Here is a 26,819-nt window from a genome sequence, read left to right as displayed (position 1 = left end):
CGGCTTGCTGGCGATAGCGGTCGGATGGTCGATGCAAGGCCCAAGGCCCTCATCGCTGGCAAGCCAGTCCCTACATTGGGACGGTCTCCACAGCAGGGACATCGTCGCACACAGCCCCTGTAGGAGCCGGCTTGCTGGCGATAGCGGCCGGATGGTCGATGCAAGGCTCAAAGCCCTCATCACCAGCCAACCGGCTCCTACAGCTCAGTGTTCCAGCCCCAGGCACTCGCTAAATCCCAGACATAAAAAAACCACCTGTACAGGTGGTTTTTCTATCAGCATCTGGATCAGCCAAAGCGGCCAGTAACGTAGTCTTCGGTCTGCTTCTTCTTGGGATTGGTGAAGATGGTGTCGCTCATTGCATGCTCGATCAACTCACCCATGAACATGAACGCGGTGTAGTCCGACACCCGCGCCGCTTGTTGCATGTTGTGGGTCACGATGATGATGGTGTACTGCTCTTTCAGTTCAGTGATCAGCTGCTCGATACGCCCGGTGGAAATCGGGTCAAGCGCGGAAGTCGGCTCATCCAGGAGCAAGACCTGTGGCCGCAAGGCAATCGTCCGCGCAATGCACAGACGTTGCTGCTGACCACCCGAAAGGCCCTGTGCGCTTTGCTTGAGCTTATCCTTGACCTCATCCCACAACGCCGCGCCACTCAGGGCCTGCTCGACCCGTTCGTCCATCTCGTGGCGGGACAGTTGCTCATGGTGACGCACGGCATAGGCGACGTTGTCGTAGATCGACATCGGAAAGGGTACGGGCTTCTGGAAGACCATGCCTACGTGGCTACGCAGTCGGTTCATCGAGTAGCCCGGGGCGAGAATGTTCTCACCGTTGAGCAGGACCTCGCCACGCGCCTCCTGCTTCGGATACATGGAGTAGATCCGGTTGAATACCCGCAGCAGTGTCGATTTACCGCAACCTGACGGCCCGATGATCGCAGTGATGCGTTTCTCTGGAATATCCATGTCGATGGACTTCAGGGAGCGCTGGTTGTTGTAAAAAAACTCCAGGCCACGAACGCGAATTTTGGTTTTTTCGTTGCCAAGGTCACGGCTATTCATCAAGTCAACCTATTGCGCAAAAGGATCAAACGGGACAGAAGGCTGAGGATCAGTACGAACAAGGTCAGTACCAATGCGCCCGCCCAGGCCAGGGAATGCCAGTCCTCGAAAGGACTCATGGCGTACTGGAAAATGACGACGGGCACGCTGGCAATCGGCTTGAGCAGATTGCTGCTCCAGAACTGGTTGCCGAAAGCGGTAAACAGCAGCGGCGCCGTTTCACCGGTGATCCTGGCCAGCGCCAGCAAAATACCGGTCAGCACACCGGCTTTCGCCGCGCGCAGGACGATTTGCAGCGTCAATTTCCACTGCGGGACACCCAATGCCAGCGCAGCCTCGCGCAAGGTAGTGGGTTGCAGCTGAAGCATCTCGTCGGTGGTCCTGACCACTACCGGAATCACCAGGAGTGCCAAGGCCAGGGCCCCGGCGATCGCGGAGAAACCGGACTGGTGGTTGGTCAGCAGGTTCAACGGCAGGATCACCGCGGTGTAGACGAACAGACCCAGCACAATCGACGGTGCCGAAAGCAGGATGTCGTTGATGAAACGGACGACGTTGCCAAGGCGCGAGTGACGGGCGAACTCCGCCAGCCAGATGCCCGCCATCAAGCCGATCGGCGTGCCGATCAACAGGGCGATCGCCGACATCAGGGCGCTGCCATAGAACGCGTTGGCCAGGCCGCCTTCCACGCCAGGTGGCGGTGTCATCTGGGTGAAGAGGCGAAGATTGAGCGCCTGAAAGCCGTTGATGATTGTGGTCAGCAGGATCCAGACCAACCAGACCAGGCCGAAGACCGTGGCGCCACAGCTGAGCACCATCGCCAGCTGATTCTTGAAGGCGCGGACTCGGTAGAGACGTTCGTTACCGGTCATACACCCTCCTTGCGTGAAAGCCGCATCAGCAGGAGTCGCGCCAGTGCCAAGACGATAAAGGTGACGATAAACAGCAAGAAGCCCAGGGCGATCAGCGCCGAACGATGCAGGTCGGTATAGGCTTCGCTGAACTCGTTGGCGATGACCGAGGCGATGGAGCTGCTGGGCATCAACAAGGAGGCCGAGAACTGTTGGGCATTACCCAGTACGAAGGTCACCGCCATGGTTTCGCCCAATGCGCGTCCCAGCCCGAGGAAGATGCCGCCAACCACCGCGGAGCGGGTGTAAGGCAGGACGATGTCCCAGACCACTTCCCAGGTCGTGCCGCCTAGCGCGTAGGCTGACTCCTTGAGTGGGGTGGGAACGCTGCGAAACACTTCCTGCATGACCGAGGTGATGAAGGGCATGATCATGATTGCCAGGACGATGCCGGCAGTCAGCATGCCGATGCCCAGGGGCGGACCTTGAAACAGCGAACCGACCAAAGGCAGCGAGCCCAGGTAGTCGTTGATCCAGGGAGACAGGTGTTCGGCCATGAACGGGCCGAATACGAACAGGCCCCACATGCCGTAGATAATCGATGGAATCCCCGCGAGCAATTCAACCGCCGAGGCGACGGGCATCCGTAGCCAAGGTGGCGCGACCTCAGTCAGGAAAATCGCAATGCCGAAGCTGACGGGAACCGCAATCAGCAGCGCCAGGAAAGACGTGACCAGGGTGCCGTAAATCGGTACGAGGGCACCAAAGTGGTTATTGACCGCATCCCAATCGGTGCTGGTCAGAAAACCGAAACCGAAGGTCTTGAGCGCAAGACTGCCGCCCCAGAGTGTCGATGCCGCGATGCTCGCCAGGAGAAACAGCACCAGCATCGCCGCGCCCATCATCGAGCGCTTGAACCAGAGATCATGACGATGATCGCGAGTCGCACGCGCATCACTCGCCACTTCGCCAGCGTAAATGGTCATGGTCGGAGGTTGCACTATGTCGTTCATCAGAAGTCTGCTCACAAACAAACCCCTTCGCTCGGCAAAACCTGCCTGAGGAAGGGGTGTTTTAGCTATTGCCTATTGCTGGCTGGATCAGTGGGCGAAGTCAGACTTCCAGTAGCCTTCGATCCGCTGGACGAGGGAGTCTGGCAAAGCGACATAGTCCAGTGCCGACGCCTGTTGCTGGCCTTTTTCCAACGACCATTTGAAGAAGTTGAAGGCGGCCTGGCTCTGCTCGGCGTTCTTCGGCTGTTTGTACATGATGATCCAGGTGGTCGCCGTGATCGGCCATGCGCCATCGCCAGGAGCGTTGGTCATGATCAGGTTGAAGTCTTTGGCGTTGGCCCAGTCGGCAGTGTCGGCCGCGGCCGCAAAGGCTTTGGCGTTAGGCTGGATGAACTTGCCGGCGGCGTTTTTCAGCTGCGCGTGAGTCATCTTGTTCTGCAGGGCGTAAGCGTACTCGACATAACCGATGGAGTTCTTGATCTGCTTCACGTAGGCGGAGACACCTTCGTTGCCTTTACCGCCGACACCGACCGGCCAAGGCACGGTGGTACCGAAACCGATCTTGGATTTCCAGCCATCGCTCACTTTGGCGAGGTAGTTGGTGAAGTTGTACGAGGTACCCGAGCCGTCAGAACGGTGCACCACGGTGATTTTGCCGCCAGGCAGTTTCACGCCTGGGTTCAGGGCGACGATGGCCGGGTCGGTCCACTCGGTGATTTCACCCAGGAAGATTTTCGCCAGGGTTTCGCCGTCGAGCTTCAATTGGCCCGCCGCGATACCTTCGATGTTCATCACCGGCACGATGCCGCCAATCACGCTGGGAAATTGACCCAGGCCGCCGGCCTTGAGGTCATCAGCCGACAGCGGGGCGTCGGAAGCGCCAAAGTCCACGGTCGCCGCCTTGATCTGGGCAATACCGCCCCCCGAGCCGATCGACTGGTAGTTGATGCGATTGCTGGAGTCTTTGCTGTAGTCCTGGGACCACTTGGACAGCACCGGATAGACAAAGCTGGAGCCAGCGCCGGTCACATCGGTCGCGTGAGCCACACCGCTCAGGCACAGGGAAGCCAGCAGGACAGACAGGCTTTTTTTAGTCAGCAACATCAAACACCTCAATGAAAGGGGTTAAGTGGAGTGACCCACCTATAAAGAGACGTTACGATTTAATTCCTGAAATATTTCTGTCTGATGACGGTTAGGTTATTTTTAGTAATATCCTGCAATGAATATTCATTCATTTGCACTCCTTGCTGGCAATGTGCCTAGCCTGAACCGGCTGAAATGACCGGGACAGGGAGGGCGACTCTCAGGTTTTCGCAGCATCTGACGATACCCTGATGGGGATATCCCGAGAGACGCCTGCCGTGGGCTGAGGGCATGCCTCAAACGGTTGATCAAGCCTCTATGACTTTTGCCGCTACGCTTGGCAAAAGGCCGTTTTTTGCCTGGGATTTTGTACGATGCTGTAAAGTTGCTTGATGGCAAAATGCTGTTAGTTATTATCTGCGCGCGAAGGTGGCAGGGAAGCTGAACCCGCTCTGGTGAGTGCCCACGGGCTCATCTTCTATTTCCCATGACAGGAATCTCGATGCTGGCGTATCACCAAAAAAACTTTCTTATCGTCGATGATTTCTCCGATTTCCGCAGTTCAGTCAGGTCCATGCTGCGGGAACTGGGGGTCAAGGAAGTGGACACCGCCGACACCGGGGAGCAGGCGTTGCGCATGTGTGCCCAGCGCCGCTACGATTTCGTGCTGCATGACTATCATCTGGGCGACGGCAAGAAGAACGGCCAGCAGGTGCTTGAAGACCTGATGACCGACAAGCTGATCAGCCATGAAAGCGTGTTTGTCATGGTCACCGCCGAAAGCAGCCAGGCCATGGTGCTCTCGGCCCTTGAACACGAACCCGATGCCTACCTGACCAAGCCGTTCAACCGCGCCAGCCTGGCCCAGCGCCTGGAAAAACTGGTGCAGCGCAAGAACCTGCTCAAGCCGATCATGGAGGCGCTGGACCGCGACAAGCCGGCCGAAGTGCTGGCCGCCTGCACCCGCCTGACCCAGCAGGACAGCCGTTTCGCTCCGTTGTGCCTGCGCTACCGCGCCGACGCGATGTGGAACCTGAATCAGTTCGAACCCCTGGAGCGTTTTCTCACCGGTATCCTCGCCGACCGTCCGTTGCCCTGGGCTTATGCGCGCATGGGCCAGTTGCTGTTCAAGCGCAACCAGACCACCCAGGCCAAGGCGCTCTATGAGACCGCGCTCAAGGCCTTTCCGATGATGCCGGCGCTCTATGACGGCCTGGCCGAGGTGCTGGTGCTGGAAGGCGATACCCGACGCGCACAGAGCGTGCTGGAAGAGGCTGTACGCCTCTCGCCGCTGGCGGTGCGCCGGCAGTCGATGCTCGGCAAGCTGGCCCTGGCCAACGAAGATTTTGAAAGTGCTTCCCGGGCTTATCGCCAGGCCGTGTACCAGGGCGAGCAATCGCGTTTCAAGGATCCCGAGAGCAACCTCGGCCTGGCCCATGCGCTGATCAGCAAGGGCAGCGATCGTGGACTGGACACCCGTACCCGTCTGGAGATCAACCAGACCCTGAGCGCGGTCGCCAAGGAAAACGCCAACGACCAGGGCTTGCAGGTGCGTGCGCGCTTGATGAAGGCCACCAGCCTGCTGCTCAACGATGCGGAGACCGCCGACAAGCTCACCGAGCAGGCGATGTCGCGCCTGGACGGCATGGAAAACTTCATGAGCGCCGATGCCGCGCTGTTGGTGGCCAAGCAGCTGCAGCAACTGGGCCAGGCCGATGCCGGGGCTTCGATGCTGAAGAACTGCGTGGAAATCTACGGCGACGATCCGACGGTGATGAAAGGCATCGCCAAGCTGACCGACGACCCGGAGATCCTGGGCGGCGGCAAGGCGGCCATTGACCTCAACGTGCAGGGCGTGCGCAGCTACAAGGGCGGCAACCTGGAAGAAGCCGTGGACCTGTTCCGTCGCGCCCTGGCGCTGCAACCGAAGAACATCAGTATTGCCTTGAACGCGGCCCAGGCCTTGCTCGTCATTGCCCAGAAGGGCGGCGATGCGGCGGTGCTCGAAGAGTGTCGTGCCTGCCTGAAGATGGTCGGCAAGATGCCGGACAGCGATCCCCGTTATGAGAGGTATCAGAAATTGCGCACCCGGGCGTTTGGCGAATGAGTGAGACTCACGAGGGGCTGGATTTTTCCACGGTGATCGCCTCCACCGTACATGACATGAAGAACTCCCTGGCGATGCTGACGCAGGCCCATGGCCAGTGGCTGGCGCGCTTGCCCGATGCCCAGCGCGAAACCCCCGAGCACAGTGTGATCGAGTATGAGTTCGCGCATCTCAATACCATGCTGGTGCAATTGCTCGGGCTGTACAAGCTGGGGGTCAACCAGTTGCCGCTGCGCCCGGATTACCATGAGATGGACGACTTTATCGGGGCGCAACTGGCCGGGCGCCAGGAGCTGCTGAGCAGTCGCGGGATCGTCGCCAGTTGCGAGGTCGGCGATTTCAGCCCGCTAGGCTTCTTCGACCGGGAACTGATCGGTTCGGTGGTCGGCAATATCGTCACCAATGCCATCGGTTATGCCTGTCATGCGCTGCTGATCAGTGTCCGCGAAGAGGGCGAGCAACTGGTACTGACCATCAATGACGATGGTCCCGGTTACCCGGAGCAGATGGTCGAGCGCCAGGCCGATTATGTCCAGGGCATCAACCCGGCGACCGGCAGTACCGGCCTGGGGCTGTATTTCGCCGCGCGGATTGCCGGGCTGCACGAGCGCAACGGCGTGCGCGGACGGATCGAGATCGCCAATGGCGGAACCTTGGGCGGGGCGTTGTTCAGTCTTTATCTGCCTTGAGCGCAATCGCCAGGGCATCACCTGATTGTGCTGTCAGTCTTTTCTGTATTCACTGCTTGAAATCTTGAACGGGTGATGCGTATTTTGTACAGGACGCCGTTAGCGGCCCGTACAAAAACAAGGATTGAGTCATGACGACCGATGGCCAGCGTTCACTCGCCCAGCGACTGACCGGCATTGATGAGATTGAGTGTGTCACCCCGGACCTCAATGGCGTACCCCGTGGCAAGGTGATGACCGCCGAGGGTTTCCTCGAAGGGCGGCGCCTGCAAATGGCCCGTGGGGTCTTGCTGCAATGCATCATGGGTGGTTATCCGCCAGCGCGTTTCTACGGCAGTGACGACGGCGACCTGGCGCTCAACGCCGATCCCCAGCAGATTCACCGCCTGCCCTGGAGCCGGCAACCGCGTGCCCTGGCCATCTGCGATGCGGACGAGCTGAGCGGCGAAAGCTCCAGCCTGTCGACCCGTGGCCAGCTCAAGGCGGTGATTGCGCGTTACGCGGCTCGTGGTCTGGCGCCGGTGGTCGCGACCGAGCTGGAATTCTTCGTCTTTGCCCCGAACCCGGACCCGACCCAGGCGTTCCTGCCGCCGGTGGGCCTGGACGGTCGTCGCGAGGAAGGCCATTCGGCGTTCAGCGTCAGCTCCAACAACGGTCTGCGCCCCTTCTTCAGCGAAGTCTACGAATGCATGGCCGCCCTGGGATTGCCCCGGGATACCTTCATGCACGAAATGGGCGTCAGCCAGTTCGAGATCAACCTGCTGCATGGCGATCCGCTGCTGCTGGCCGACCAGACTTTCCTGTTCAAGCACCTGCTCAAGGAAGTCGCCCTCAAGCACGGCCTGACCGTGGTCTGCATGGCCAAGCCGCTGGCTCATACCCCTGGCAGTTCCATGCATATCCACCAGAGCGTGGTGCAGGCCGACGGTGGGCGCAATGTATTCAGCGATGCCAACGGTGAGCCGACGGCGACGTTCCGGCATTTCATCGGCGGGCAGCAGGCCTGCCTGGCGGACTTCACCGCGCTGTTCGCACCGAACGTGAATTCCTACCAGCGGCTGTGCCATCCCTTTGCTTCGCCGAACAATGCCTGCTGGTCCCATGACAACCGCTCGGCCGGTCTGCGCATTCCGGCCAGCGCGCCGGTGGCACGGCGGGTGGAAAACCGTCTGCCAGGGGCCGATGCCAACCCCTATCTGGCGATTGCCGCGAGTCTGGCGGCGGGCCTGCATGGGATCGAGCACGAGCTTGAACCGACGCCGGCGATCCAGGGCGAATTCGAAGTTCCGGATTCTTTGTCGTTGCCATGTACCTTGCATGCCGCGCTCGAGCGTCTGAAACGTAGTCCATTGGCCAGGGAGCTGTTCGGCAGCGTGTTCATCGAAGGCTATATCGCTTCCAAGAGCATGGAGCTGACCAGTTTCCTGGATGAAATTACCCCCTGGGAACGTCGTGTTCTGGCCTCTCAGGCATAGCTGTAGCCGTCCCGTTCGGGCTATCTTGTCGGATAGCCCGATACCCCATTCAAGGAGCCGCTCGGAACGCCGATGCGCCAAATCTGGAAACCCTTTCGAGCGCTGTATTTCGCCTCGCTGATGATGTTGATCGGCTCTGGCCTTCTGAGTACCTACCTGGCCCTGCGCCTGGCCGCCGAGCATGTCGACAGCCTGTGGGTGGGCGCCTTGATGGCCGCCAACTACTTCGGCCTGGTGCTGGGCGGCAAGATCGGCCACCGGTTGATTGCCCGGGTCGGCCATATCCGCGCCTATGCCACCTGTGCCGGTATTGTCGGTGCGGCGGTGCTCGGCCACGGCCTGATCGACTGGCTGCCGGCCTGGCTGTTCCTGCGGATGATCGTGGGCCTGGGGATGATGTGCCAGTACATGGTCATCGAGAGCTGGCTCAACGAACAGGCGGAAGCCAAGCAGCGTGGCGTGGTCTTCAGTGGCTACATGATTGCCTCTTACCTGGGTCTGATCCTCGGGCAGATGATCCTGGTCCTGCACCCGGCCCTGGGCCTGGAACTGCTGATGGCGGTGGCGATGTGCTTTGCCCTGTGCCTGGTGCCGGTGGCGATGACCCGGCGGATTCACCCGGCACCGTTGCATCCGGCACCGCTGGAACCGCGCTTTTTCATGAAGCGGGTGCCGCAGTCGCTGACCACGGTTCTTGGCGCCGGGATCATCGTCGGTTCCTTTTACGGTCTGGCCCCCTTGTATGCGTCCCAGCAGGGACTTACCACCGAGCAGGTGGGTCTGTTCATGGGCTGCTGCATTTTTGCCGGCTTCCTGGTGCAGTGGCCGCTGGGCTGGATCTCGGATCGCTATGACCGGGCGGTGCTGATTCGCAGCATTGCCTTCTTGCTGGCATTGGCCTCATTGCCGCTGGCAATCATGTCCCATGCGCCACTGGAGGTACTGTTCGCCTCTGGTTTCATGGTGTCCTTGCTGCAGTTCTGCCTGTATCCGCTGGCGGTGGCTTTTTCCAACGATCATATCGAGGGCGATCGCCGGGTTTCGCTGACGGCCATGCTGCTGATGACCTATGGCATCGGCGCGAGTATCGGCCCCCTGGTGGCCGGCGTACTGATGAAGCTGTTTGGCAGCCATATGCTCTATGCGTTCTTCAGCTTCTTCGCCTTGATGCTGGTGTGGCGGATCCGGCCGAAGGCGGTGACCAACCTGCATCAGGTCGAGGATGCGCCGCTGCAACACGTGGTCATGCCGGAAGCCATGTCGCCCTTGGGCGCGGCGCTGGATCCGCGGGTCGATGAGCAGATCGTGCTGGATCAGATGTGTGACAGTGTCGTGCCGACACCCCCCGAGGCTGAGGCCGTGCCCGAGGTGGATGAGTCGGATCCTGAGCCGGCGCACAAGTCGAGCAACTGAGGCGTCGAGCATAAAAAAACGGGCCACCTGATGAGGGTGGCCCGTTTTTTATGGCGACTGCTGGATCAGAAGTCGTCGTCTTTGTCGAAGCGCCGCGCTTCACGCTGCAGCTGATAGACGAAACGCTCGACCTGGCGCTGGACCAGACCGCTCATGTTGTGGAAGCGCACGCCGGCGAAGGTGGTGTTGATCCTTTCCTCGAAGTGCAGGTGACGCAGTTCCACGGGGGCGGTCATCGGGCCGAAGGGCAGGGCGGCAATAAAGCGCTCGTAGACCTGGCCCAGTTGCAGTCGGTCGGAAATATCGCCGTCGAAGCGCAGTTTGCAACCGGTGGCGGAGATGTCCAGCAGCTTGCCGGTCAACGGCGCCTTGAGCTTCTCGCCGCCCAGCTCGACATTGACCAGCGCGGCCAGCTTCAGGGCGGCACGGAAGGCATTGCGACGTTGGTGATAGACCACTTCATCGGGCATCGAGCCACGGTAGCAACCGTTGGTCTCGTCTATGGTCATCGGTTGCGGCTGTTCCCAGGCGATTCGCACACCTTCATGGAAGCCTTCGACCCGGAAGGGTTCGCCGGCCAACAGGAAGCGCTCGCCGTCGCGCGGCATCATTTCGTCGAGGGCCAGGGTGCCGGCTTCGCGGTCGACATTGATCACAAAGCTCTGGAAACGCTGGCTGCGCTCATGAAAGGTGATGATCAGCGGGTCGTGACTTTCCTGCAGCATCCGCAAATTGGCGGAAATCTCCAGAGGCGTGCTAAGCACCTTGGGTGGCTGCGGAGCATCTTCCGCGCTTGGGGCATTGGACACGGTTCATCAATCTCCAGACAAAATACGACTGCACGCAAAAGCTAGCATTTTGCCAGCATGTTGCGCGCCTTGATAGAGCACGCGCAAGGCCCGGTTCAAGCCTGGCTGAGCGGGCGCGGTTTCATGGACCTGGCTGTTGAGCCGCGCGCGTCATAGAGGGCGGGGGTTTCACCGCCGGTCAGGATCTTCAACTGGTTTGCGGTTGTCGCTTGCTGAACCTGGATATTGCGGCCGTTGAGCTCGTTGGCGGTCTGGCAATCAGCCAGCAATTGAGTCAGCACATCGCTCTGACTCAGCAATCGCTCGCCAATACTGGATTGCGCTGCGAGTTGTTCCAGGCCGGCACGGCTGGTGGGCAAATTGATGCTGGCGAGCAACTGGCTGCGCTTGCGACCATGCTGTTCGAGCAGGACGATCAGCGCTTGCTTGCGCGCCAGAATCTCCTCCAGCTCGAACATATTGCGACCATGGAGCGCCAGGGATTCGGCACGCAGCAGCTCAAGCAGGTCTTGAGCCGGGGCAAAATCGTCGATGATCAGTTGCAGCAGAGTGGTGTCGTGCATGGCTGGCCTTGGTTTTTAAGCGTCCAAAAGCCTGACGCAGGCCGGAGCCTAGCGTTGGGCTTCGAAGTTGAGCAATTTGCTGGCGACGCGGTTGCTGTCGACTTTGTAGCTGCCATCGGCAACCGCCTGCTTCAACTCGGCCACACGGGCGCTGTTGACAACGGGTTGGTCGCGCAGCTTGTCAGTGACTTGTTGCAACTGCTGAGCCTCATTACTGAGGTGTACCGATTCCCCGCTCTGGCTGACCGAGGCGGCCGGAGTGCTCACGGACGCGGATTTTCCGGAGCCGTCGGCTTCCTTGCTGGCGCTGCTGCGCGTACTGCCTGTCAGTGACGGGGGGTTATTCAAACGACTGAAATCGATGACCATGATAAAAAAAACCTCTGGGTATTTGGACGCTTGCCTTGTTTTCGGCCATACCCGGAAAAACTTTAGGCTCAGATAAGAATGAGCCGGCACGTGTTGGCGGTGTCCCTCGGTGCAACACAGTTTAGGAAAAGCTGCTGCTTAGCGCCAGTTCTCTACAAAGCAACTTCCACCTGTCCCGGCGCGGTCACCCGTGCCTTGATCACCCGTTGGGAATTCAGGTTCTTGATACGGATCTGTTCATTCAGGCCGCCGTTGGACAAGGCTTCACCCGGCATCCTGACCACCAGGCCACCGCTCGTCGCACTGATGACCACCTGATCGCCCTTGCGAACCACCTCGGCCTGCTCCAGATGAACCAGGGTGATGACCTGATCCATGACCATTGGTCGGACAAGTTTCTGACCGATGGCCTCATCCGTGGACGTCAGGAAGCCCTGGCCGGCCAGGCTGATGTCGCGCTCGCGCAGCGTGACATCGCCGGGTTCAATGATTCCGGCGCGTTTCAACGGACGGGTGGTGACCACCACATTGCGGAACAATTTGACCTGGGCCGGCACGAACACGGTCCAGGGCGAGCTGCCTTCACAGCGGACCTTGACCGTGACCCGGCCAATCGGCGTGGCCGGGCTTTCCAGGCTGGCTGTCAATTCCTTGTCGCAAACCGCCAGGCGCAAACGTGGATCGAGCTGGTTGACCTGGATTTCGTAGCGTCCTTCGGTTTGACTGGTAGCCAGATAGTCTTCTACCGTGAACTCAAGAAAGCCTTGGGTCACGCCGATAAGCTGATCAGGCAGGGTTGCCGAGTCAGCAAGGGCAGGGCCGCCGGGGTTCAGACTGCATAAAACCGCCAAGACCCAGAGCAATCTGCGGTACTGTGATGTCAGGCGTCGAAAAAATGTCGTTTGTGCTTTCATAACAGTATAAAAAGCAAGGCTCGTGCCGTTTAGTGCTGAATAGGCGTCGGATCATGAAGCTTGTGTGAGAGGTGGCTGGCATGGCGGGTGTAATGGATTCGGTGAACCAGCGTACGCAACTGGTCGGGCAGAATCGCCTTGAGCTGTTGTTGTTTCGTCTGGACGGTCAGCAGTTGTACGGGATCAACGTGTTCAAGGTGCGAGAGGTGTTGCAGTGCCCCAAGCTGACCCTGATGCCCAAATCCAGCCCGGTGGTCTGTGGCGTGGCGAATATCCGTGGGGCAACCATTCCCATCCTGGATCTGGCGATGGCCACCGGGGCGGGCGGTCTCAAGGATCAAAGTAATCCGTTTGTGATCATTACCGAATACAACACCAAGACCCAGGGTTTCCTGGTGAAGTCGGTGGAGCGCATCGTCAACATGAACTGGGAGGAGATCCATCCGCCGCCCAAGGGCACCGGACGCGATCACTACCTGACCGCGGTGACCCGGATCGACAACCAGTTGGTGGAAATCATCGACGTCGAGAAAATCCTCGCCGAAGTGTCGCCGACTTCCGAATCCATCTCCCATGGGGTGGTCGATGTCGAGACCCAGGCCAAGGCGGTGTCGATGCGGGTGCTGACGGTGGATGACTCGTCGGTGGCGCGCAAGCAGGTCACGCGTTGCCTGCAGACCGTGGGTGTCGAAGTGGTGGCGTTGAACGACGGCCGGCAGGCGCTGGATTACCTGCGCAAACTGGTCGACGAGGGCAAGAAGCCGGAACAGGAATTTCTGATGATGATTTCCGACATCGAAATGCCTGAAATGGATGGCTATACCCTTACGGCCGAGATCCGTAACGACCCACGCATGCAAAAACTTCACATCATCCTGCATACTTCCTTGTCAGGGGTCTTTAATCAGGCAATGGTCAAGAAGGTCGGCGCCGATGATTTCCTGGCCAAGTTCCGACCCGATGACCTGGCAGCACGGGTAGTCGATCGGATCAAAGCGGCAGAATAAGCGATCAGGGACCTCCGTTCCTGGCGGTACGAACGATTGTAGAGGCGGCATCATTTGTCTACGGGTAATTTGGATTTCGAACAGTTCCGGGTCTTCCTGGAAAAGGCCTGTGGCATTCTGCTCGGTGAAAACAAGCAGTATCTGGTTTCCAGCCGTCTCAATAAACTGATGGAACAGCAGGGCATCAAATCCCTTGGCGAACTGGTCCAGCGGATCCAGACCCAGCCCCGCAGCGGTTTGCGCGAGCAGGTGGTGGATGCCATGACCACCAACGAGACCTTGTGGTTTCGCGACACCTACCCCTTCGAGGTCCTGAAGAACAAGGTGTTGCCGGAAATGATCAAGGCCAGCCCCGGCCAGCGTCTGCGGATCTGGTCGGCGGCGTGTTCGTCGGGGCAGGAACCCTATTCGATCTCGATGTCGATCGACGAGTTCGAGCGGACCAACATGGGTCAGTTGAAGGGCGGCGCGCAGATTGTCGCCACCGACCTCTCCGGGCTGATGCTCACCAACTGCAAAAGCGGTGAGTACGACAGCCTGGCGATTGGCCGCGGCCTGTCGCCCGAGCGCCTGCAACGCTTCTTCGACCCGAAAGGGCCGGGACGCTGGGCGATCAAGGCGCCGATCCGTAGCCGTGTGGAGTTCCGTTCGTTCAACCTGTTGGACAGCTATGCGAGCCTGGGCAAGTTCGACATCGTGTTCTGCCGCAACGTCTTGATCTACTTCTCCGCCGAAGTGAAGAAAGACATTCTGCTGCGTATCCACGGCACCCTGAAGCCGGGTGGCTATTTGTACCTCGGGGCCTCGGAAGCCCTGAACGGCCTGCCGGACCATTACCAGATGGTGCAGTGCAGCCCGGGGATCATCTACCAGGCCAAGTAGTCGGCAAGCCATACACAAGACGGGAACCCCAGCGGGTTCCCGTTTTTTTTACGGCGCTTTTGCCGCTTTACCGGCATTCGGCGGAAATGCCTTGCCGCTTTTCTGGCATTGCCGCTCGCCGCCTCCCCGCAAGCCCTTGATTTACTTGCATCGAAAACATGGCATGGGCCTTGCTTTGTCTCTTGCAACGAAAAGCCTGTTCCTGAAAACCAGGTCAACCCGCTGAAGGTTTCCCGATATGAGTATCAACTTCGATAAAGCGCTCGGCATCCATGAGCAAGCCCTGGCCTTCCGCGCCCAGCGCGCCGAAGTTCTGGCGAACAACATCGTCAACGCCGATACCCCGAACTACAAAGCGCGGGACCTGGATTTTTCCTCGGTGCTCGCCGAGCAGAGCGACAAGGCCAAAAACGGCAGTTTCGCGCTGAACACCACCAACAGTCGCCATATCGAAGCTGAAGGTCTGAGCAACGGCGATGCGGCGCTGCAGTACCGCACACCGATGCAGCCTTCGCTGGACCAGAACACCGTGGATGCGCAGATCGAGCAATCGAACTATGCGCAGAACTCGGTCGATTTCCAGGCCAGCTTCACTTTGCTGAACGCACGATTCAAAGGGCTGGTTTCAGCCCTGCGTGGAGAATAAGTCATGTCCCTAGCCAGCGTTTTCAATATTGCCGGTACTGGCATGAGTGCCCAGACCACTCGCCTGAACACCGTAGCCAGTAACATCGCCAACGCCGAAACCGTCTCGTCGAGTGTGGACCAGACCTATCGCGCCCGGCATCCGGTGTTCGCCACCATGTACCAGAACGGCCAGGGCCAGGCTGACAACTCGCTGTTCCAGAGTCAGGACGGGGCGGGTTCCGGTGTGCAGGTCACGGGCGTGGTCGAAGACCCCAGCAACCTTGAAGCCCGTTATGAGCCGAACCATCCGGCGGCTGACGCCAATGGGTATGTCTACTACCCCAACGTCAACGTGGTTCAGGAAATGGCCGACATGATTTCCGCCAGCCGTTCGTTCCAGACCAACGCGGACATTATGACCACCGCCAAAACCATGATGCAGAAGGTCCTGACCCTCGGTCAGTGATAAGGGGCGATTTTTATGACGGTTTCCAGCGCTACATCGAGCGGCAACACGGCGCTTGATACGATTATTTCCAACTCCCAGACGGCGAGCACCGGCAGCACCGATGCATTGGGTAATGCCATCAGCAGCGCCGCCGGCGGCCAGACCCTGGGCGAGGACGACTTCCTGCAACTGCTGGTGACCCAGCTGCAGAACCAGGACCCGACCAATCCCCAGGACAACAGTGCCTTCGTCGCGCAATTGGCCCAGTTCAGCAGCCTGCAAGGTATCCAGACGCTCAACACCAGCGTGAACAACATTGCCAGTTCCTTCACGTCGTCCCAGGCGCTGCAGGCTTCGTCGATGGTCGGGCGTTCGGTCATCGTGCCGACCTCCCAGGCCGTGGTCGACACCACCAAGACCTTCACGGGGACGGCAACGGTTCCGAGTTCCGTCAGCGATGTGACCCTGAAGATCAGCGATTCCACTGGCAAGGTGGTTCGGACCATCGACATGGGGGCGCAGTCGGCCGGCAATGCCTCCTTTGCCTGGGACGGCAAGGACGATTCCGGCACCTTGCTGCCCAGCGGTACCTACACCTTTGCTGCAACCGCGCCGATCAGTGGCACGGCCACGGCGCTCACGACCAACCTGCCGGCGACTGTCAGCAGCGTGACCCTGGGTCAGAACGGCGGCGAAATGATGCTCAACCTGGCGGGCCTGGGCAGTATTGCTCTGTCCAAAGTCCAGACCATTGGCCTGTAAGAGCCGACCAACACGAAGTAAGGAGTGAACCATGTCTTTCAATATCGGTTTGAGCGGTCTCTCTGCGGCCAGCAAGCAACTTGACGTCACCGGCAACAACATTGCCAACGTCAACACCACTGGTTTCAAGTCGTCCCGTGCGGAATTCGCCGACGTGTACTCGGCGACCAAGCTGGGCACCGGCGCCAAGAGCATCGGTAACGGTGTGAGCCTGGCCAACGTCTCGCAGAACTTCAGCAACGGCGGGATGGACAGCACCGGTAACGTGTTGGACCTGGGCGTACAGGGCAACGGCTTCTTCGTCCTGAGCAGCAACGGCTCGCTGAGCTACACCCGTGCCGGTACCTTCAAGACCGACAAGGACGGCTACGTCACCAACACCGATGGCACCGCGAAACTGCAAGGTTTTGCCGCCGATGCCAACGGCAACATCATTCCGGGTGTGCTGACCAACCTGCGGATCGACACCTCGAACCTGTCGCCGCAGGTCACCACCCAGGTCGGTTCGACGCTCAACCTCGACTCCACGTCGGCGGTGATCACCGCGCCGTTTGACCCCGCGACGACTTCGACCTACACCAAGCCGTTCAGCACCACGATCTATGACACCCAGGGCAACTCTCACTCGCTGGACCAGTATGCGGTCAAGACCGGCTCCAATACCTGGAACGTCTATACGTTGATCGATGGTCGTAACCCGGATGGTACGGCACCGACGATTGCAACCGTTCCGCCGACCGTTCCGCCGGCCGCTACCGACCCGGTCCCGGTGGCCGTGACCTTCGACTCCTCGGGCAAGCTGGCGAGCATCGGTGGTAGCACCACCGCGACCAGCATCACTGTGTCCGGTTGGGTACCTGGCACGGTAACCGCCGGTGTTTTCACGCCGAACGGTGCCTCCGCCAATGCCGCCGGCATTGCCGTCGACTTTTCGAAAACCACCCAGTTCAACGCCGATACCGCTCGTAGCAACATCACCAACGACGGTTACGCCACCGGCCAGATCACCGACATCAGCATCGATGCCACCGGTGTGATCTCCGCCAACTTCAGTAACCAGCAGCACAAGGCGATCGGTCAGGTTGCCCTGGCCAGCTTCACCAACGAGCAAGGCTTGCAGGCGGTCGGCGGCACCAGCTGGGTACAGACGTTCGCGTCTGGCCAGCCGGCCTATGACGGCGGTACGGTCGGTACCAACGGTTCGATTGTTTCCGGTTCCCTGGAATCCTCGAACGTCGACCTGACCAGTGAGCTGGTGGACCTGATCAAGGGCCAGAGCTACTACCAGGCGAACGCCAAGACCATCTCCACCCAGAGCACCATCATGCAGACCATCATCCAGATGGCGTGATGCGGCCTAGCTGAAAACGTTGCACAGGAAAGCCCCTTGAATGGGGCTTTTTTGTGCCCGCGACATGGGCGGCAAGAGTCTTTCTGTCGAGGCCATTCCTGTGCATGGCGATCTCGCCAGCGACATGGTCCTGTAGGAGCCGGCTTGCTGGCGATAGTGGCCGAATGATCGATGTGGATCTCAAGGCCTCATCGCCAGCAAGCCGGCTCCTACAGGGATGTGGCAGGCCGCAGGAGCGGGGTTGCACGCCGGTTTGCTCCAGGCAAAAGAAAACCCCCGCCAGGCCCAGGGCCTGACGGGGGTTTCTCAACCCGCGCGGTAAGGCGCGGGCCTCGCTCAGCTTATTGGCAAGCTTCGCAATCCGGCTCGTCGATCGCACAGGCCTTTGGCACTGGCGCCGGACCGGCTGGCGCGGTAGGCGCCGCCAGGACCGAATCGTCACCGTGGTTGCCGCCGCTGGAAACAGCGTTCAGCTTGCCGGTGTTGATGGTCGACTTCTCGGTGCTGGTCGCGGCCAGGGCACGGAGGTAGTAGGTGGTCTTCAGACCACGGTACCAGGCCATGCGGTAGGTCACGTCGAGTTTCTTGCCCGAAGCACCGGCGATGTACAGGTTCAGCGACTGCGCCTGGTCGATCCACTTCTGGCGACGGCTGGCGGCATCGACGATCCACTTGGTTTCCACTTCGAAGGCAGTCGCATACAGCTCTTTGAGCTCTTGCGGGATGCGTTCGATCTGCTGCACGGAACCGTCGTAGTACTTCAGGTCGTTGATCATGACCGAGTCCCACAGACCGCGAGCCTTCAGGTCGCGAACCAGGTACGGGTTGATCACGGTGAATTCGCCCGACAGGTTCGATTTCACATACAGGTTCTGGTAGGTCGGTTCGATCGACTGCGAAACGCCAGTGATGTTGGCGATGGTCGCGGTCGGTGCGATGGCCATGATGTTGGAGTTACGAATGCCTTTCTGTACACGGGCGCGAACCGGTGCCCAGTCCAGGCTTTCGGTCAGGTCGACATCGATGTACTTCTGGCCGCGGGACTCGATCAGGATCTGTTGCGAATCCAGCGGCAGGACGCCCTTGGACCACAGCGAACCCTGGAATGTCTCGTAGGCGCCACGCTCGTCAGCCAGGTCGCAGGAAGCCTGGATCGCAAAGTAGCTGACCGCTTCCATGGATTTGTCGGCGAAGTCGACGGCGGCATCCGAACCGTAAGGGATGTGCTGCAGGTACAGCGCATCCTGGAAGCCCATGATGCCCAGGCCGACCGGACGGTGCTTGAAGTTGGAGTTCTTCGCTTGCGGCACCGAGTAGTAGTTGATGTCGATCACGTTGTCGAGCATGCGCACGGCGGTGTTCACGGTGCGTTGCAGCTTGGTCTTGTCCAGCTGGCCGTTGACGATGTGGTTCGGCAGGTTGATCGAGCCCAGGTTGCAGACGGCGATCTCGTCCTTGTTGGTGTTCAAGGTGATCTCGGTGCACAGGTTCGAGCTGTGGACCACGCCCACGTGCTGCTGCGGGCTGCGCAGGTTGCACGGGTCCTTGAAGGTCAGCCATGGGTGGCCGGTTTCGAACAGCATGGAGAGCATCTTGCGCCACAGGTCCTTGGCCTGGACGACCTTGAACAACTTGATCTTGTTGTACTCGGTCAGGGCTTCGTAGTACTCGTAGCGCTCTTCGAAGGCCTTGCCGGTCAGGTCGTGCAGGTCCGGCACTTCCGATGGCGAGAACAGGGTCCACTTGCCGTCATCGAAGACGCGCTTCATGAACAGGTCAGGGATCCAGTTGGCGGTGTTCATGTCGTGGGTACGACGACGATCATCACCGGTGTTCTTGCGCAGCTCGATGAACTCTTCAATGTCCATGTGCCAGGTTTCCAGGTAGGCACAGACCGCGCCTTTGCGCTTGCCGCCCTGGTTGACCGCTACGGCGGTGTCGTTGACCACTTTGAGGAACGGCACGACGCCCTGGGATTTGCCGTTGGTGCCCTTGATGTACGAACCCAGTGCGCGCACCGGAGTCCAGTCGTTGCCCAGGCCGCCGGCGAATTTCGACAGCATGGCGTTGTCGTGGATCGCGTGGTAGATGCCCGACAGGTCGTCCGGCACGGTGGTCAGGTAGCAGCTCGACAGCTGTGGACGCAGGGTGCCGGCGTTGAACAGGGTCGGAGTCGAAGCCATGTAGTCGAAGGACGACAACAGGTTGTAGAACTCGATGGCACGCTCTTCACGTTGCTTCTCTTCAATCGCCAGGCCCATGGCCACGCGCATGAAGAAGATCTGTGGCAGTTCGAAACGCACGCCATCCTTGTGGATGAAGTAACGGTCGTACAGGGTCTGCAGGCCCAGGTAGGTAAACTGCTGGTCGCGCTCGTGGTTGATCGCCTTGCCGAGTTTTTCCAGGTCGAACTCGGCCAGGATCGGGTTCAGCAGTTCGAATTCGATACCCTTGGCGATGTAGGAAGGCAGTGCCTTGGCGTACAGCTCGGCCATTTCGTGGTGGGTGGCGCTGTCGGCCACTTCCAGGAAGCTCAGGCCTTCGGCACGCAGGGTGTCCATCAGCAGGCGGGCGGTCACGAAGGAGTAGTTCGGCTCGCGCTCTACCAGGGTCCGGGCGGTCATCACCAGGGCGGTGTTGACGTCTTTCAGGGCCACGCCGTCGTAGAGGTTCTTCAGGGTTTCGCGCTGGATCAGGTCGCCGTCGACTTCTTCCAGGCCTTCGCAGGCTTCGCTGACGATGGTGTTCAGGCGGCCCATGTCCAGCGGCGCGACGCTACCGTCGGCGCGGGTGATGCGGATCGACGGGTGAGCGTTGACCGGCTCTTCGGATGGCGCGCGGATGGCGCGTTCCTTGGCTCGCGAATCACGGTAGATCACATAGTCACGGGCGACTTTCTGCTCGCCGGCACGCATCAGGGCCAGTTCGACCTGGTCCTGGATTTCCTCGATGTGGATGGTGCCGCCCGAAGGCATGCGACGCTTGAAGGTCGCGCTGACCTGTTCGGTCAGGCGGGCGACGGTGTCGTGGATGCGCGACGAGGCGGCAGCGGTGCCGCCTTCAACTGCGAGGAACGCTTTGGTGATGGCGACGGTGATCTTGTCATCGGTGTAAGGAACGACAGTGCCGTTACGCTTGATCACGCGCAGTTGGCCCGGCGCGGTGGCGGACAGATCCAGATTCGAATCGGCGGCCTGCGGCACGGTGCCTTGCGGGTTCTCGCGAGTTGTGTCGGTTTGCATGGGTGTCTCCACGTTCTCTATGTTTGTTTGGGCACCACGAAGGTGCCCACCGTTCTGTCCTGAAGCACTACAACCGAACGATGTCGGGCGTAACCACTTCGGGACAGCGGAAGAGGGCTTTCGAGCGCCGCTTCCATGCCGAAGTTTTCAACGCTGCGGGTCGTTGGCCCGCAGCGGTATTCCTGATGGGTGACAGTTTTGTCCTGCATTTGCCCTGCAACACCCGTACCGTTTTCCCACGCATGGGGGAAGAACGGCTGCCATCCGCGTATGCGGTTTGGGCTTTCAAATCGGTGTTTAGTTCAACCCCGCGGATGCAAGAAAAGAGCTTGAGTTCCTGACGCGAAATGTGGTTGGGGATTTTGGGCGAAAACCCTACATGTTGGGTTTTTTTGCTGCCGAGATACAAGATAATGCGTTTTGGGGGCTGATTGCAACGTACTGCCTGTGGATAAATCTGTGCGTAATTTGTGTATGAAAGCTTGAAAGCGCGTGTAGGCCGCGGCAGGCAGGGATTGCACCGCCTGTCATTGTTTTTTACCGCTGCCAACCTTGCCCGCGGATTTTTGCGGGCGCGAACCCTATCACAAAAAAAGCCCGTGACCGAGCGCCAATCCTGGCGTGTGTGCGATGACCCTGTCGTTGCTACAATCGGCCGGCCCTAGCCTTTCTATATCCTCCCAAATCATGACAAAAAGACGGGTGGATCCTTTCAACACTGAACATTTACACGCAGAGGTCGCCCCCGTGGAGCAAGCCTGGCAGGTATTGATAGTCGAGGATGACCAGCGTCTGGCCGAGTTGACCCGTGAGTACCTGGAGAGCAACGGCTTGCGGGTCTCCATCGAGGGCAACGGCGCCCGGGCCGCCGAGCGGATTATCGCCGAGCAGCCCGACCTGGTGATTCTCGACCTGATGCTGCCCGGCGAGGATGGCCTGAGCATCTGCCGCAAGGTGCGCGAGCGCTACGACGGGGTGATCCTGATGCTGACCGCACGCACCGACGATCTCGACCAGATCCAGGGGCTGGACCTGGGGGCCGACGATTATGTCTGCAAGCCGGTGCGCCCGCGCCTGTTGCTGGCGCGGATCCGCGCGCTGTTGCGGCGCGGCGAGCCGCTTCAGGGCGCGGCCGAGGAAAAGGTCCGGCGCCTGCAGTTCGGCCCGCTGCTGATCGACAACGCCTTGCGCGAGGCCTGGCTGAGCGGGGCGGGGATCGAACTGACCAGCGCCGAGTTCGATCTGCTCTGGTTGCTGGTGGCGAATGCCGGGCGGATCCTTTCTCGCGAAGAAATCTTCACCGCCTTGCGCGGCATCGGTTATGACGGCCAGGACCGCTCCATTGATGTGCGTATTTCGCGTATTCGCCCGAAAATCGGCGACGACCCCGAGCATCCACGGCTGATCAAGACCATTCGCAGCAAGGGTTATCTGTTCGTCCCCGAAGCGTTCGCAGGCCTGCCGTCGTGAACTCGATCTTCCTGCGCATCTACGGCGGCATGTGCGCCGCGCTGGTGCTGGTGGCGTTGCTCGGGGTGCTGGCCCTGCACCTGCTCAACCAGGTGCGCAGCGAGCAATATCGCGAGCACCTGGCCCATGGCACCTTCTCGCTGATGGCCGACAACCTGCGGCCGATGGATGAAATCGAGCGCCGTCGGGCCCTGGCGGTGTGGGAGCGGCTGTTGGGTATTCCGCTGGCCCTGCAGACACTGGCCGATGTGCACCTGGATCTCGGCCAGCGTACCCGGGTGCTGCGCGGCCAGGCCCTGGTGGAGCAGACCGGGCCTTATGCGGCGAAGGTCTATCGATTGGTCAGTGACCCGGAGCAGTTGGTATTAACTGGAGAGGTCCAGCAGATCAGCGAACAGTTGGCCCGGGCGACCATCTACCTGTTGGCCGACGAACTGGTGCGCTATCCGGATGCCGAACAGCCGGCACGCCTGGCGGCGCTCAAGCGTGACAAGGGTTTTGGTTTCGACATGAAGCTGGTCACCCTGGACCAGGCCGATATGGATGAAGACCAGCGCCGGCGGATCAGCGAAGGCGACACGGTCATGGCCCTGGGCAAGGGGGGTGATTCGATCCGGGTGTTTGCCGGCCTGTCCGGTACGCCCTGGGTCCTGGAAATCGGCCCGCTGTATCAGATGAACCCCTACCCGGCGCAGTGGCTGGTGCTGATTGCCGTGCTCGGCTTGAGCTTGATCGGCCTGATCGTCTACCTGCTGGTGCGACGGCTGGAACGGCGCCTGCGCGGGCTCGAGTCGGCGGCCACGCGGTTGGCCCAGGGCAATCTGGAAACCCGCGTGCCGGCCGGTGGCGTGGACTCCATCGGGCGCCTGGCGGCAGCGTTCAACGGCATGGCCGAACACCTGCAACGTTCGCTGATGATCCAGCGCGAACTGGTGCGAGCGGTGTCCCATGAGCTGCGTACCCCGGTGGCACGCCTGCGTTTCGGCCTGGAAATGATTGGCGATGCGCAGACGCCCGAGGCCCGGCACAAATATATGGAGGGCATGGATGGCGATATCCAGGACCTCGACCGGCTGGTGGACGAGATGCTGACCTACGCCCGCCTGGAGCAGGGCACCCCGGCGTTGGATTTCCGGCGGATCGACCTCAGTGCCCTGGTCGACCAGGTGATCGGCGAGCTGGCGCCATTGCGGGTGGAGGTGCGGGTGACCCGCGGGCTGTGCTTTCCACTGGCCACCGGAGACGAGGTGTGGGTCGAGGCCGAGCCGCGTTACCTGCATCGGGCCTTGCAGAACCTGGTCAGCAACGCGATGCGCCATGCGCAGTCGCAGGTCTGCATCAGCTACCAGGTCGGGCCGTTGCGTTGCCGGGTGGATGTCGAGGACGACGGCCCCGGGGTACCGGAAAGTGCCTGGGAGCGGATCTTCACGCCGTTCATGCGCCTGGATGACAGCCGGACCCGGGCCTCGGGAGGGCACGGCCTGGGATTGTCCATCGTGCGGCGGATCATCCACTGGCACGAAGGGCGGGCACTGATCGGCAAGAGCCAGTTGCTCGATGGTGCGTGCTTCAGCCTGAGCTGGCCGCGTTATCAGGACAAGGCCTGAGGCTGCTCGCTCCCTGGGTGACGCTGATCTCCTGTAGGCGCCGGCTTGCTGGCGATAGCGTCGGCAGGCACACAGCAAGGCTCTAAGGTGATATTCAAGCCGGGATGGCGACCAGGCTCAGCAATTGCCCTTCATGCAGGCCGAACTGCGCCTGCAATTCCGTGCCATGGCACCATTCACTGGACAGGTCTGTCAGCAGACGCAGGCGCACCTGCCCACTGATATCCCACTCCAGCACTTCGGCGTGCTCGAAGTAAAACCGCTTCTGCACCAGCGGGTAGAGCGCCTTGAACAGGCTTTCCTTGACCGAGAAGGTCAGGGTCACCAGCAGGGCGATCTGTTCGGCGGAACCTGCGGCCATGCGCTCCATCTCGGCCGGAGTCAGGATTTCGCCGGCCAGTCGCTCGGCCCGGTCTGCGCTCAGCAGGTCTTCCAGGTCCATGCCCAGGCCCCGCCAGTGGGATTTAGGCGCAACGATGGCGGCGGCCCGGCCGGTGCCGTGGGTGATGGAACCGGTGATATGGGCAGGCCAGATCGGCGCACGGTCTTCACCAATGGCCGGAACGCAGTCGGTACCGTCCAGCTGCCGCAGGGCGGCGCGAGCACAGAGGCGCCCGGCGAGAAACTCGGCCTGGCGTTTGGCCACCGAGCGTTGAATACTCGCCGGCGGTTCGATGCGGCTACGCTGGAAATCGTCCGCGGCGAGCTGCGACGGACTGAACCGGGTGCTGAGCAAGACGCAATGCGCCACGGCCTCGGGCAACGGCCAATGGGCGTCGAGGGGCGTGCAGCAAACGGGTAGGGCGGGGAGGCTGTTCATGTCGGGCATTTTGCCGGGTTGGGGCGGCGCTTTCCAGATCCGATTCCCTTGTCCATCCAAATGTGTTCAGGGGGAGTTCAGGGCCGCTTGTTTACTCTGTATCAATGATGATGCGCGAATCTGCTGCTGGCTGGTCGGCCGTGTCTTTCATGAAACACTTTGGCAGAACTGAGTTACCGTTATGGGCGAAGCGATGCCGGTAGCGTTGGGAGAGCACTATGAAATTGCTGGTGGTAGAAGACGAAGCGTTGTTGCGCCATCACTTGCAGACCCGCTTGAGCGACAGTGGCCACGTGGTCGAGGCGGTGGGCAATGCCGAAGAGGCGCTGTACCAGACCGAGCAGTTCCATCATGACCTGGCGGTGATCGATCTCGGCCTGCCGGGCATGGGCGGACTGGACCTGATCCGCCAACTGCGCTCGCGCGGCAAGGTTTTCCCGATCCTGATTCTCACCGCGCGCGGCAACTGGCAGGACAAGGTCGAAGGCCTGGCCGCCGGTGCCGACGACTATCTGGTCAAGCCCTTTCAGTTCGAGGAACTGGAGGCACGGATGAATGCCTTGCTGCGGCGCTCCAGCGGTTTCACCCAGTCGACCATTACCGCCGGCCCCCTGCTGCTGGACCTCAATCGCAAGCAGGCCTCCCTCGACGACCAGCCCCTGGCGCTGACGGCCTACGAATACCGGATTCTCGAATACCTGATGCGTCATCACCAGCAGGTGGTGGCCAAGGATCGTCTGATGGAGCAGTTGTACCCGGACGACGACGAGCGTGATCCGAATGTAATAGAGGTGCTGGTCGGGCGCTTGCGGCGCAAGCTGGAAGGACCTGTCGGGTTCAAACCTATCGATACCGTGCGGGGCCTGGGCTACCTGTTCAACGAGCGCTGCCGGTGATTCGTTCGCTACGGGTGCGGCTGATGCTGGCCGCCACCATCCTGGCGATATTGTTCATGCTGGCCCTGTTGCCGGCGATGCAGGGGGCGTTCAGCCTGGCCTTGCAGGATTCCATCGAGCAACGCCTGGCCTCGGACGTGACCACGCTGATTTCCGCGGCGCGCATCGAAAAACAGAAGCTGCAGATGCCCGATCTGCTCCCCGACGAGCGATTCAACCTGCCCGACAGCCGCCTGCTGGGTTATATCTTCGACCGTGAGGGACGCCTGGTCTGGCGTTCGCGGGCAACCCAGGAAGAGCACATCAATTACCGCCCGCGGTATGACGGGCGCGGCAACGAGTTCGCGAAAATCCGCGAGGACAACGGCAACGAGTTCTTCGTCTATGACGTCGAGGTCAAGTTGCTTGGCGGCAAGAGCGCCGCCTACAGCTTTGTCGCCCTGCAACCGATGCGCGAATACAACATGACCCTGGCCGGCCTGCGGGAAAAACTCTACCTGGGCTTCGGCGCCGCCTTGTCCGTGCTGCTGGCCCTGCTCTGGCTCGGCCTGACCTGGGGCCTGCGCGCGTTGCGGCGGCTGAGCCAGGAACTGGACCAGATCGAGAGCGGCGAACTGGAAAGCCTCAGCGAGGAGCATCCGCGGGAACTGCTGCGCCTGACCGGCTCCCTCAACCGCCTGTTGCGCAGCGAGCGCGAACAGCGCAGCCGCTATCGCGATTCCCTGGACGATCTGGCCCACAGCCTGAAAACGCCCCTGGCGGTCCTCCAAGGGGTCAGTGAAGGCATGGCGCAGCGGCCGCAGGATCGCGAGCAGGCCCGGGTCCTGCAGAGCCAGATCGAACGGATGAACCAGCAGATCAGCTATCAGTTGCAACGCGCCAGCTTGCGCAAGAGCGGCCTGGTCCGGCACCAGGTCGAACTGCGCCCGGTGCTCGACAGCCTGTGCAGCACCCTCGACAAGGTCTATCGCGACAAGCAGGTAAAGGTCGCCATCGACGTGCCGCAGTTCAGCCATGTGCCGATCGAGCAGGGCGCGTTGCTGGAATTGTTGGGCAATCTGCTGGAGAACGCCTATCGCCTGTGCCTGGGTCAGGTGCGGGTCAGCCTGCGCCGGGGCTTGCAGGGGGTCGAGGTGTATGTCGAGGACGACGGGCCAGGGGTGCCGCCCGACCAGCGGGCGCGGATTCTGCAGCGCGGCGAGCGCCTGGACCGTCAGCATCCGGGGCAGGGCATCGGCCTGGCGGTGGTCCAGGACATCATCCAGAGCTACGACGCCGAGATGACCCTGGGGGATTCGACCCTGGGTGGCGCATCGTTCCGCATCCATTTCCCGCCGCAGTAACTGTCGGG

The 26,819-nt window shown here is 60.7% G+C and carries 24 protein-coding genes; 14 read left to right on the top strand and 10 right to left on the bottom strand.

The features are described 5' to 3' along the window. Positions 1 to 287: 287 nt before the first annotated feature. From pstB to pstS, 4 genes are all read right to left on the bottom strand, one after another. The gene (gene pstB, locus CWE01_RS30135) at positions 288 to 1,067 is read right to left on the bottom strand and encodes a phosphate ABC transporter ATP-binding protein PstB (RefSeq protein WP_100944227.1); all 780 of its coding nucleotides are present in this window, start codon (positions 1,065 to 1,067) and stop codon (positions 288 to 290) included. After that, complete coding sequence (pstA, locus tag CWE01_RS30130; RefSeq protein WP_100944226.1) at positions 1,067 to 1,939, bottom strand: phosphate ABC transporter permease PstA; 873 nt, start codon at positions 1,937 to 1,939, stop codon at positions 1,067 to 1,069. The genes pstB and pstA overlap by 1 nt, the downstream gene beginning before the upstream one ends. Next, on the bottom strand, positions 1,936 to 2,904 hold the full coding sequence (gene pstC, locus CWE01_RS30125) for a phosphate ABC transporter permease subunit PstC (RefSeq protein ID WP_371315544.1): 969 nt from the start codon (positions 2,902 to 2,904) through the stop codon (positions 1,936 to 1,938). The genes pstA and pstC overlap by 4 nt, the downstream gene beginning before the upstream one ends. Positions 2,905 to 3,018: 114 nt before the next feature. Further along, complete coding sequence (gene pstS / locus CWE01_RS30120) at positions 3,019 to 4,035, bottom strand: phosphate ABC transporter substrate-binding protein PstS (RefSeq protein ID WP_177410528.1); 1,017 nt, start codon at positions 4,033 to 4,035, stop codon at positions 3,019 to 3,021. Between the two features lie 484 nt (positions 4,036 to 4,519). Between pstS and CWE01_RS30115 the strand changes: the two genes are divergently transcribed. The 4 genes from CWE01_RS30115 (at position 4,520) to CWE01_RS30100 (ending at position 9,701) form a co-directional block, all read left to right on the top strand. Continuing rightward, positions 4,520 to 6,124, top strand: coding sequence for a tetratricopeptide repeat-containing response regulator (locus tag CWE01_RS30115; RefSeq protein ID WP_100944223.1), 1,605 nt, complete (start codon positions 4,520 to 4,522; stop codon positions 6,122 to 6,124). After that, the gene (locus CWE01_RS30110; RefSeq protein WP_100944222.1) at positions 6,121 to 6,813 is read left to right on the top strand and encodes a sensor histidine kinase KdpD; all 693 of its coding nucleotides are present in this window, start codon (positions 6,121 to 6,123) and stop codon (positions 6,811 to 6,813) included. The genes CWE01_RS30115 and CWE01_RS30110 overlap by 4 nt, the downstream gene beginning before the upstream one ends. A 233-nt stretch (positions 6,814 to 7,046) precedes the next feature. Next, a complete protein-coding gene (locus CWE01_RS30105) occupies positions 7,047 to 8,288 on the top strand; it encodes a glutamine synthetase family protein (RefSeq protein WP_177410529.1) in 1,242 nt (413 codons plus the stop codon). 72 nt (positions 8,289 to 8,360) lie between these two features. After that, positions 8,361 to 9,701: an MFS transporter gene (locus CWE01_RS30100; RefSeq protein ID WP_100944220.1), complete on the top strand. Its 1,341-nt coding sequence runs from the start codon at positions 8,361 to 8,363 to the stop codon at positions 9,699 to 9,701. 65 nt (positions 9,702 to 9,766) lie between these two features. On the opposite strand, the gene CWE01_RS30095 is transcribed toward CWE01_RS30100, so the two are convergent. The 4 genes from CWE01_RS30095 to flgA all read right to left on the bottom strand — a co-directional run bounded on the left by CWE01_RS30095 (position 9,767) and on the right by flgA (position 12,356). Then, positions 9,767 to 10,510 (bottom strand): flagellar brake protein, encoded by a 744-nt coding sequence (locus CWE01_RS30095; protein ID WP_100944219.1) that lies wholly within the window; start codon positions 10,508 to 10,510, stop codon positions 9,767 to 9,769. Between the two features lie 95 nt (positions 10,511 to 10,605). Then, positions 10,606 to 11,073, bottom strand: coding sequence for a flagella synthesis protein FlgN (locus CWE01_RS30090; RefSeq protein ID WP_100944218.1), 468 nt, complete (start codon positions 11,071 to 11,073; stop codon positions 10,606 to 10,608). 48 nt (positions 11,074 to 11,121) lie between these two features. Further along, complete coding sequence (gene flgM, locus CWE01_RS30085) at positions 11,122 to 11,442, bottom strand: flagellar biosynthesis anti-sigma factor FlgM (RefSeq protein WP_100944217.1); 321 nt, start codon at positions 11,440 to 11,442, stop codon at positions 11,122 to 11,124. A 152-nt stretch (positions 11,443 to 11,594) separates the two neighbouring features. Continuing rightward, a complete protein-coding gene (flgA, locus tag CWE01_RS30080; protein WP_100944216.1) occupies positions 11,595 to 12,356 on the bottom strand; it encodes a flagellar basal body P-ring formation chaperone FlgA in 762 nt (253 codons plus the stop codon). An 80-nt stretch (positions 12,357 to 12,436) separates the two neighbouring features. Here flgA and CWE01_RS30075 point away from each other — a divergent pair, with 80 nt between their 5' ends. The 6 genes from CWE01_RS30075 to flgE all read left to right on the top strand — a co-directional run bounded on the left by CWE01_RS30075 (position 12,437) and on the right by flgE (position 17,433). Beyond that, a complete protein-coding gene (locus CWE01_RS30075; RefSeq protein ID WP_100944215.1) occupies positions 12,437 to 13,363 on the top strand; it encodes a chemotaxis protein CheV in 927 nt (308 codons plus the stop codon). Between the two features lie 54 nt (positions 13,364 to 13,417). Further along, positions 13,418 to 14,245, top strand: a complete 828-nt coding sequence (cheR, locus tag CWE01_RS30070; protein ID WP_100944214.1) for a protein-glutamate O-methyltransferase CheR — start codon at positions 13,418 to 13,420, stop codon at positions 14,243 to 14,245. 238 nt (positions 14,246 to 14,483) lie between these two features. After that, positions 14,484 to 14,891, top strand: a complete 408-nt coding sequence (gene flgB, locus CWE01_RS30065) for a flagellar basal body rod protein FlgB (RefSeq protein WP_100944213.1) — start codon at positions 14,484 to 14,486, stop codon at positions 14,889 to 14,891. 3 nt (positions 14,892 to 14,894) lie between these two features. Beyond that, on the top strand, positions 14,895 to 15,338 hold the full coding sequence (flgC, locus tag CWE01_RS30060) for a flagellar basal body rod protein FlgC (protein ID WP_100944212.1): 444 nt from the start codon (positions 14,895 to 14,897) through the stop codon (positions 15,336 to 15,338). 15 nt (positions 15,339 to 15,353) lie between these two features. Beyond that, a complete protein-coding gene (gene flgD / locus CWE01_RS30055; protein WP_100944211.1) occupies positions 15,354 to 16,082 on the top strand; it encodes a flagellar hook assembly protein FlgD in 729 nt (242 codons plus the stop codon). 31 nt (positions 16,083 to 16,113) lie between these two features. Continuing rightward, entirely contained in the window at positions 16,114 to 17,433 is a 1,320-nt protein-coding gene (flgE, locus tag CWE01_RS30050; RefSeq protein ID WP_100944210.1) for a flagellar hook protein FlgE, read from the top strand. 341 nt (positions 17,434 to 17,774) lie between these two features. Here flgE and CWE01_RS30045 read toward each other — a convergent pair whose 3' ends face one another. Then, positions 17,775 to 20,675, bottom strand: a complete 2,901-nt coding sequence (locus CWE01_RS30045; RefSeq protein WP_100944209.1) for a ribonucleoside-diphosphate reductase subunit alpha — start codon at positions 20,673 to 20,675, stop codon at positions 17,775 to 17,777. 747 nt (positions 20,676 to 21,422) lie between these two features. On the opposite strand from CWE01_RS30045, the gene CWE01_RS30040 reads away from it, so the two are divergent. Both CWE01_RS30040 and CWE01_RS30035 read left to right on the top strand, forming a co-directional pair. Beyond that, positions 21,423 to 22,145 (top strand): response regulator, encoded by a 723-nt coding sequence (locus tag CWE01_RS30040; protein WP_100944208.1) that lies wholly within the window; start codon positions 21,423 to 21,425, stop codon positions 22,143 to 22,145. Continuing rightward, a complete protein-coding gene (locus CWE01_RS30035; protein WP_100944207.1) occupies positions 22,142 to 23,752 on the top strand; it encodes an ATP-binding protein in 1,611 nt (536 codons plus the stop codon). The genes CWE01_RS30040 and CWE01_RS30035 overlap by 4 nt, the downstream gene beginning before the upstream one ends. A 94-nt stretch (positions 23,753 to 23,846) precedes the next feature. On the opposite strand, the gene CWE01_RS30030 is transcribed toward CWE01_RS30035, so the two are convergent. After that, positions 23,847 to 24,572: a 4'-phosphopantetheinyl transferase gene (locus tag CWE01_RS30030; RefSeq protein WP_218274304.1), complete on the bottom strand. Its 726-nt coding sequence runs from the start codon at positions 24,570 to 24,572 to the stop codon at positions 23,847 to 23,849. Positions 24,573 to 24,790: 218 nt separating this feature from the next. On the opposite strand from CWE01_RS30030, the gene CWE01_RS30025 reads away from it, so the two are divergent. Next, positions 24,791 to 25,468, top strand: a complete 678-nt coding sequence (locus CWE01_RS30025) for a response regulator (protein ID WP_100944205.1) — start codon at positions 24,791 to 24,793, stop codon at positions 25,466 to 25,468. Continuing rightward, positions 25,465 to 26,811: an ATP-binding protein gene (locus CWE01_RS30020; protein ID WP_100944204.1), complete on the top strand. Its 1,347-nt coding sequence runs from the start codon at positions 25,465 to 25,467 to the stop codon at positions 26,809 to 26,811. The genes CWE01_RS30025 and CWE01_RS30020 overlap by 4 nt, the downstream gene beginning before the upstream one ends. The last annotated feature ends 8 nt before the right edge of the window (positions 26,812 to 26,819 follow it).

It is taken from the genome of Pseudomonas sp. QS1027 (assembly GCF_002814235.1).
Classification (GTDB): Bacteria; Pseudomonadota; Gammaproteobacteria; order Pseudomonadales; family Pseudomonadaceae; genus Aquipseudomonas.
Note: the sequence above shows the minus strand (reverse complement) of the source record. Positions and strands in the feature narration are given on the sequence as shown.

What these genes read in the sequence shown, in the direction of transcription:
- pstA (WP_100944226.1), bottom strand. Translation starts at nt 1,939, where the DNA reads ATGACCGGTAACGAACGTCTCTACCGAGTCCGCGCCTTCAAGAATCAG.
- CWE01_RS30075 (WP_100944215.1), top strand. Translation starts at nt 12,437, where the DNA reads ATGGCGGGTGTAATGGATTCGGTGAACCAGCGTACGCAACTGGTCGGG.
- CWE01_RS30100 (WP_100944220.1), top strand. Translation starts at nt 8,361, where the DNA reads ATGCGCCAAATCTGGAAACCCTTTCGAGCGCTGTATTTCGCCTCGCTG.
- flgC (WP_100944212.1), top strand. Translation starts at nt 14,895, where the DNA reads ATGTCCCTAGCCAGCGTTTTCAATATTGCCGGTACTGGCATGAGTGCC.
- flgB (WP_100944213.1), top strand. Translation starts at nt 14,484, where the DNA reads ATGAGTATCAACTTCGATAAAGCGCTCGGCATCCATGAGCAAGCCCTG.
- CWE01_RS30030 (WP_218274304.1), bottom strand. Translation starts at nt 24,572, where the DNA reads ATGAACAGCCTCCCCGCCCTACCCGTTTGCTGCACGCCCCTCGACGCC.
- flgM (WP_100944217.1), bottom strand. Translation starts at nt 11,442, where the DNA reads ATGGTCATCGATTTCAGTCGTTTGAATAACCCCCCGTCACTGACAGGC.
- flgA (WP_100944216.1), bottom strand. Translation starts at nt 12,356, where the DNA reads ATGAAAGCACAAACGACATTTTTTCGACGCCTGACATCACAGTACCGC.
- CWE01_RS30110 (WP_100944222.1), top strand. Translation starts at nt 6,121, where the DNA reads ATGAGTGAGACTCACGAGGGGCTGGATTTTTCCACGGTGATCGCCTCC.
- pstS (WP_177410528.1), bottom strand. Translation starts at nt 4,035, where the DNA reads ATGTTGCTGACTAAAAAAAGCCTGTCTGTCCTGCTGGCTTCCCTGTGC.
- CWE01_RS30025 (WP_100944205.1), top strand. Translation starts at nt 24,791, where the DNA reads ATGAAATTGCTGGTGGTAGAAGACGAAGCGTTGTTGCGCCATCACTTG.
- CWE01_RS30105 (WP_177410529.1), top strand. Translation starts at nt 7,047, where the DNA reads ATGACCGCCGAGGGTTTCCTCGAAGGGCGGCGCCTGCAAATGGCCCGT.
- pstB (WP_100944227.1), bottom strand. Translation starts at nt 1,067, where the DNA reads ATGAATAGCCGTGACCTTGGCAACGAAAAAACCAAAATTCGCGTTCGT.
- CWE01_RS30045 (WP_100944209.1), bottom strand. Translation starts at nt 20,675, where the DNA reads ATGCAAACCGACACAACTCGCGAGAACCCGCAAGGCACCGTGCCGCAG.
- flgE (WP_100944210.1), top strand. Translation starts at nt 16,114, where the DNA reads ATGTCTTTCAATATCGGTTTGAGCGGTCTCTCTGCGGCCAGCAAGCAA.
- flgD (WP_100944211.1), top strand. Translation starts at nt 15,354, where the DNA reads ATGACGGTTTCCAGCGCTACATCGAGCGGCAACACGGCGCTTGATACG.
- pstC (WP_371315544.1), bottom strand. Translation starts at nt 2,904, where the DNA reads ATGACCATTTACGCTGGCGAAGTGGCGAGTGATGCGCGTGCGACTCGC.
- CWE01_RS30090 (WP_100944218.1), bottom strand. Translation starts at nt 11,073, where the DNA reads ATGCACGACACCACTCTGCTGCAACTGATCATCGACGATTTTGCCCCG.
- CWE01_RS30115 (WP_100944223.1), top strand. Translation starts at nt 4,520, where the DNA reads ATGCTGGCGTATCACCAAAAAAACTTTCTTATCGTCGATGATTTCTCC.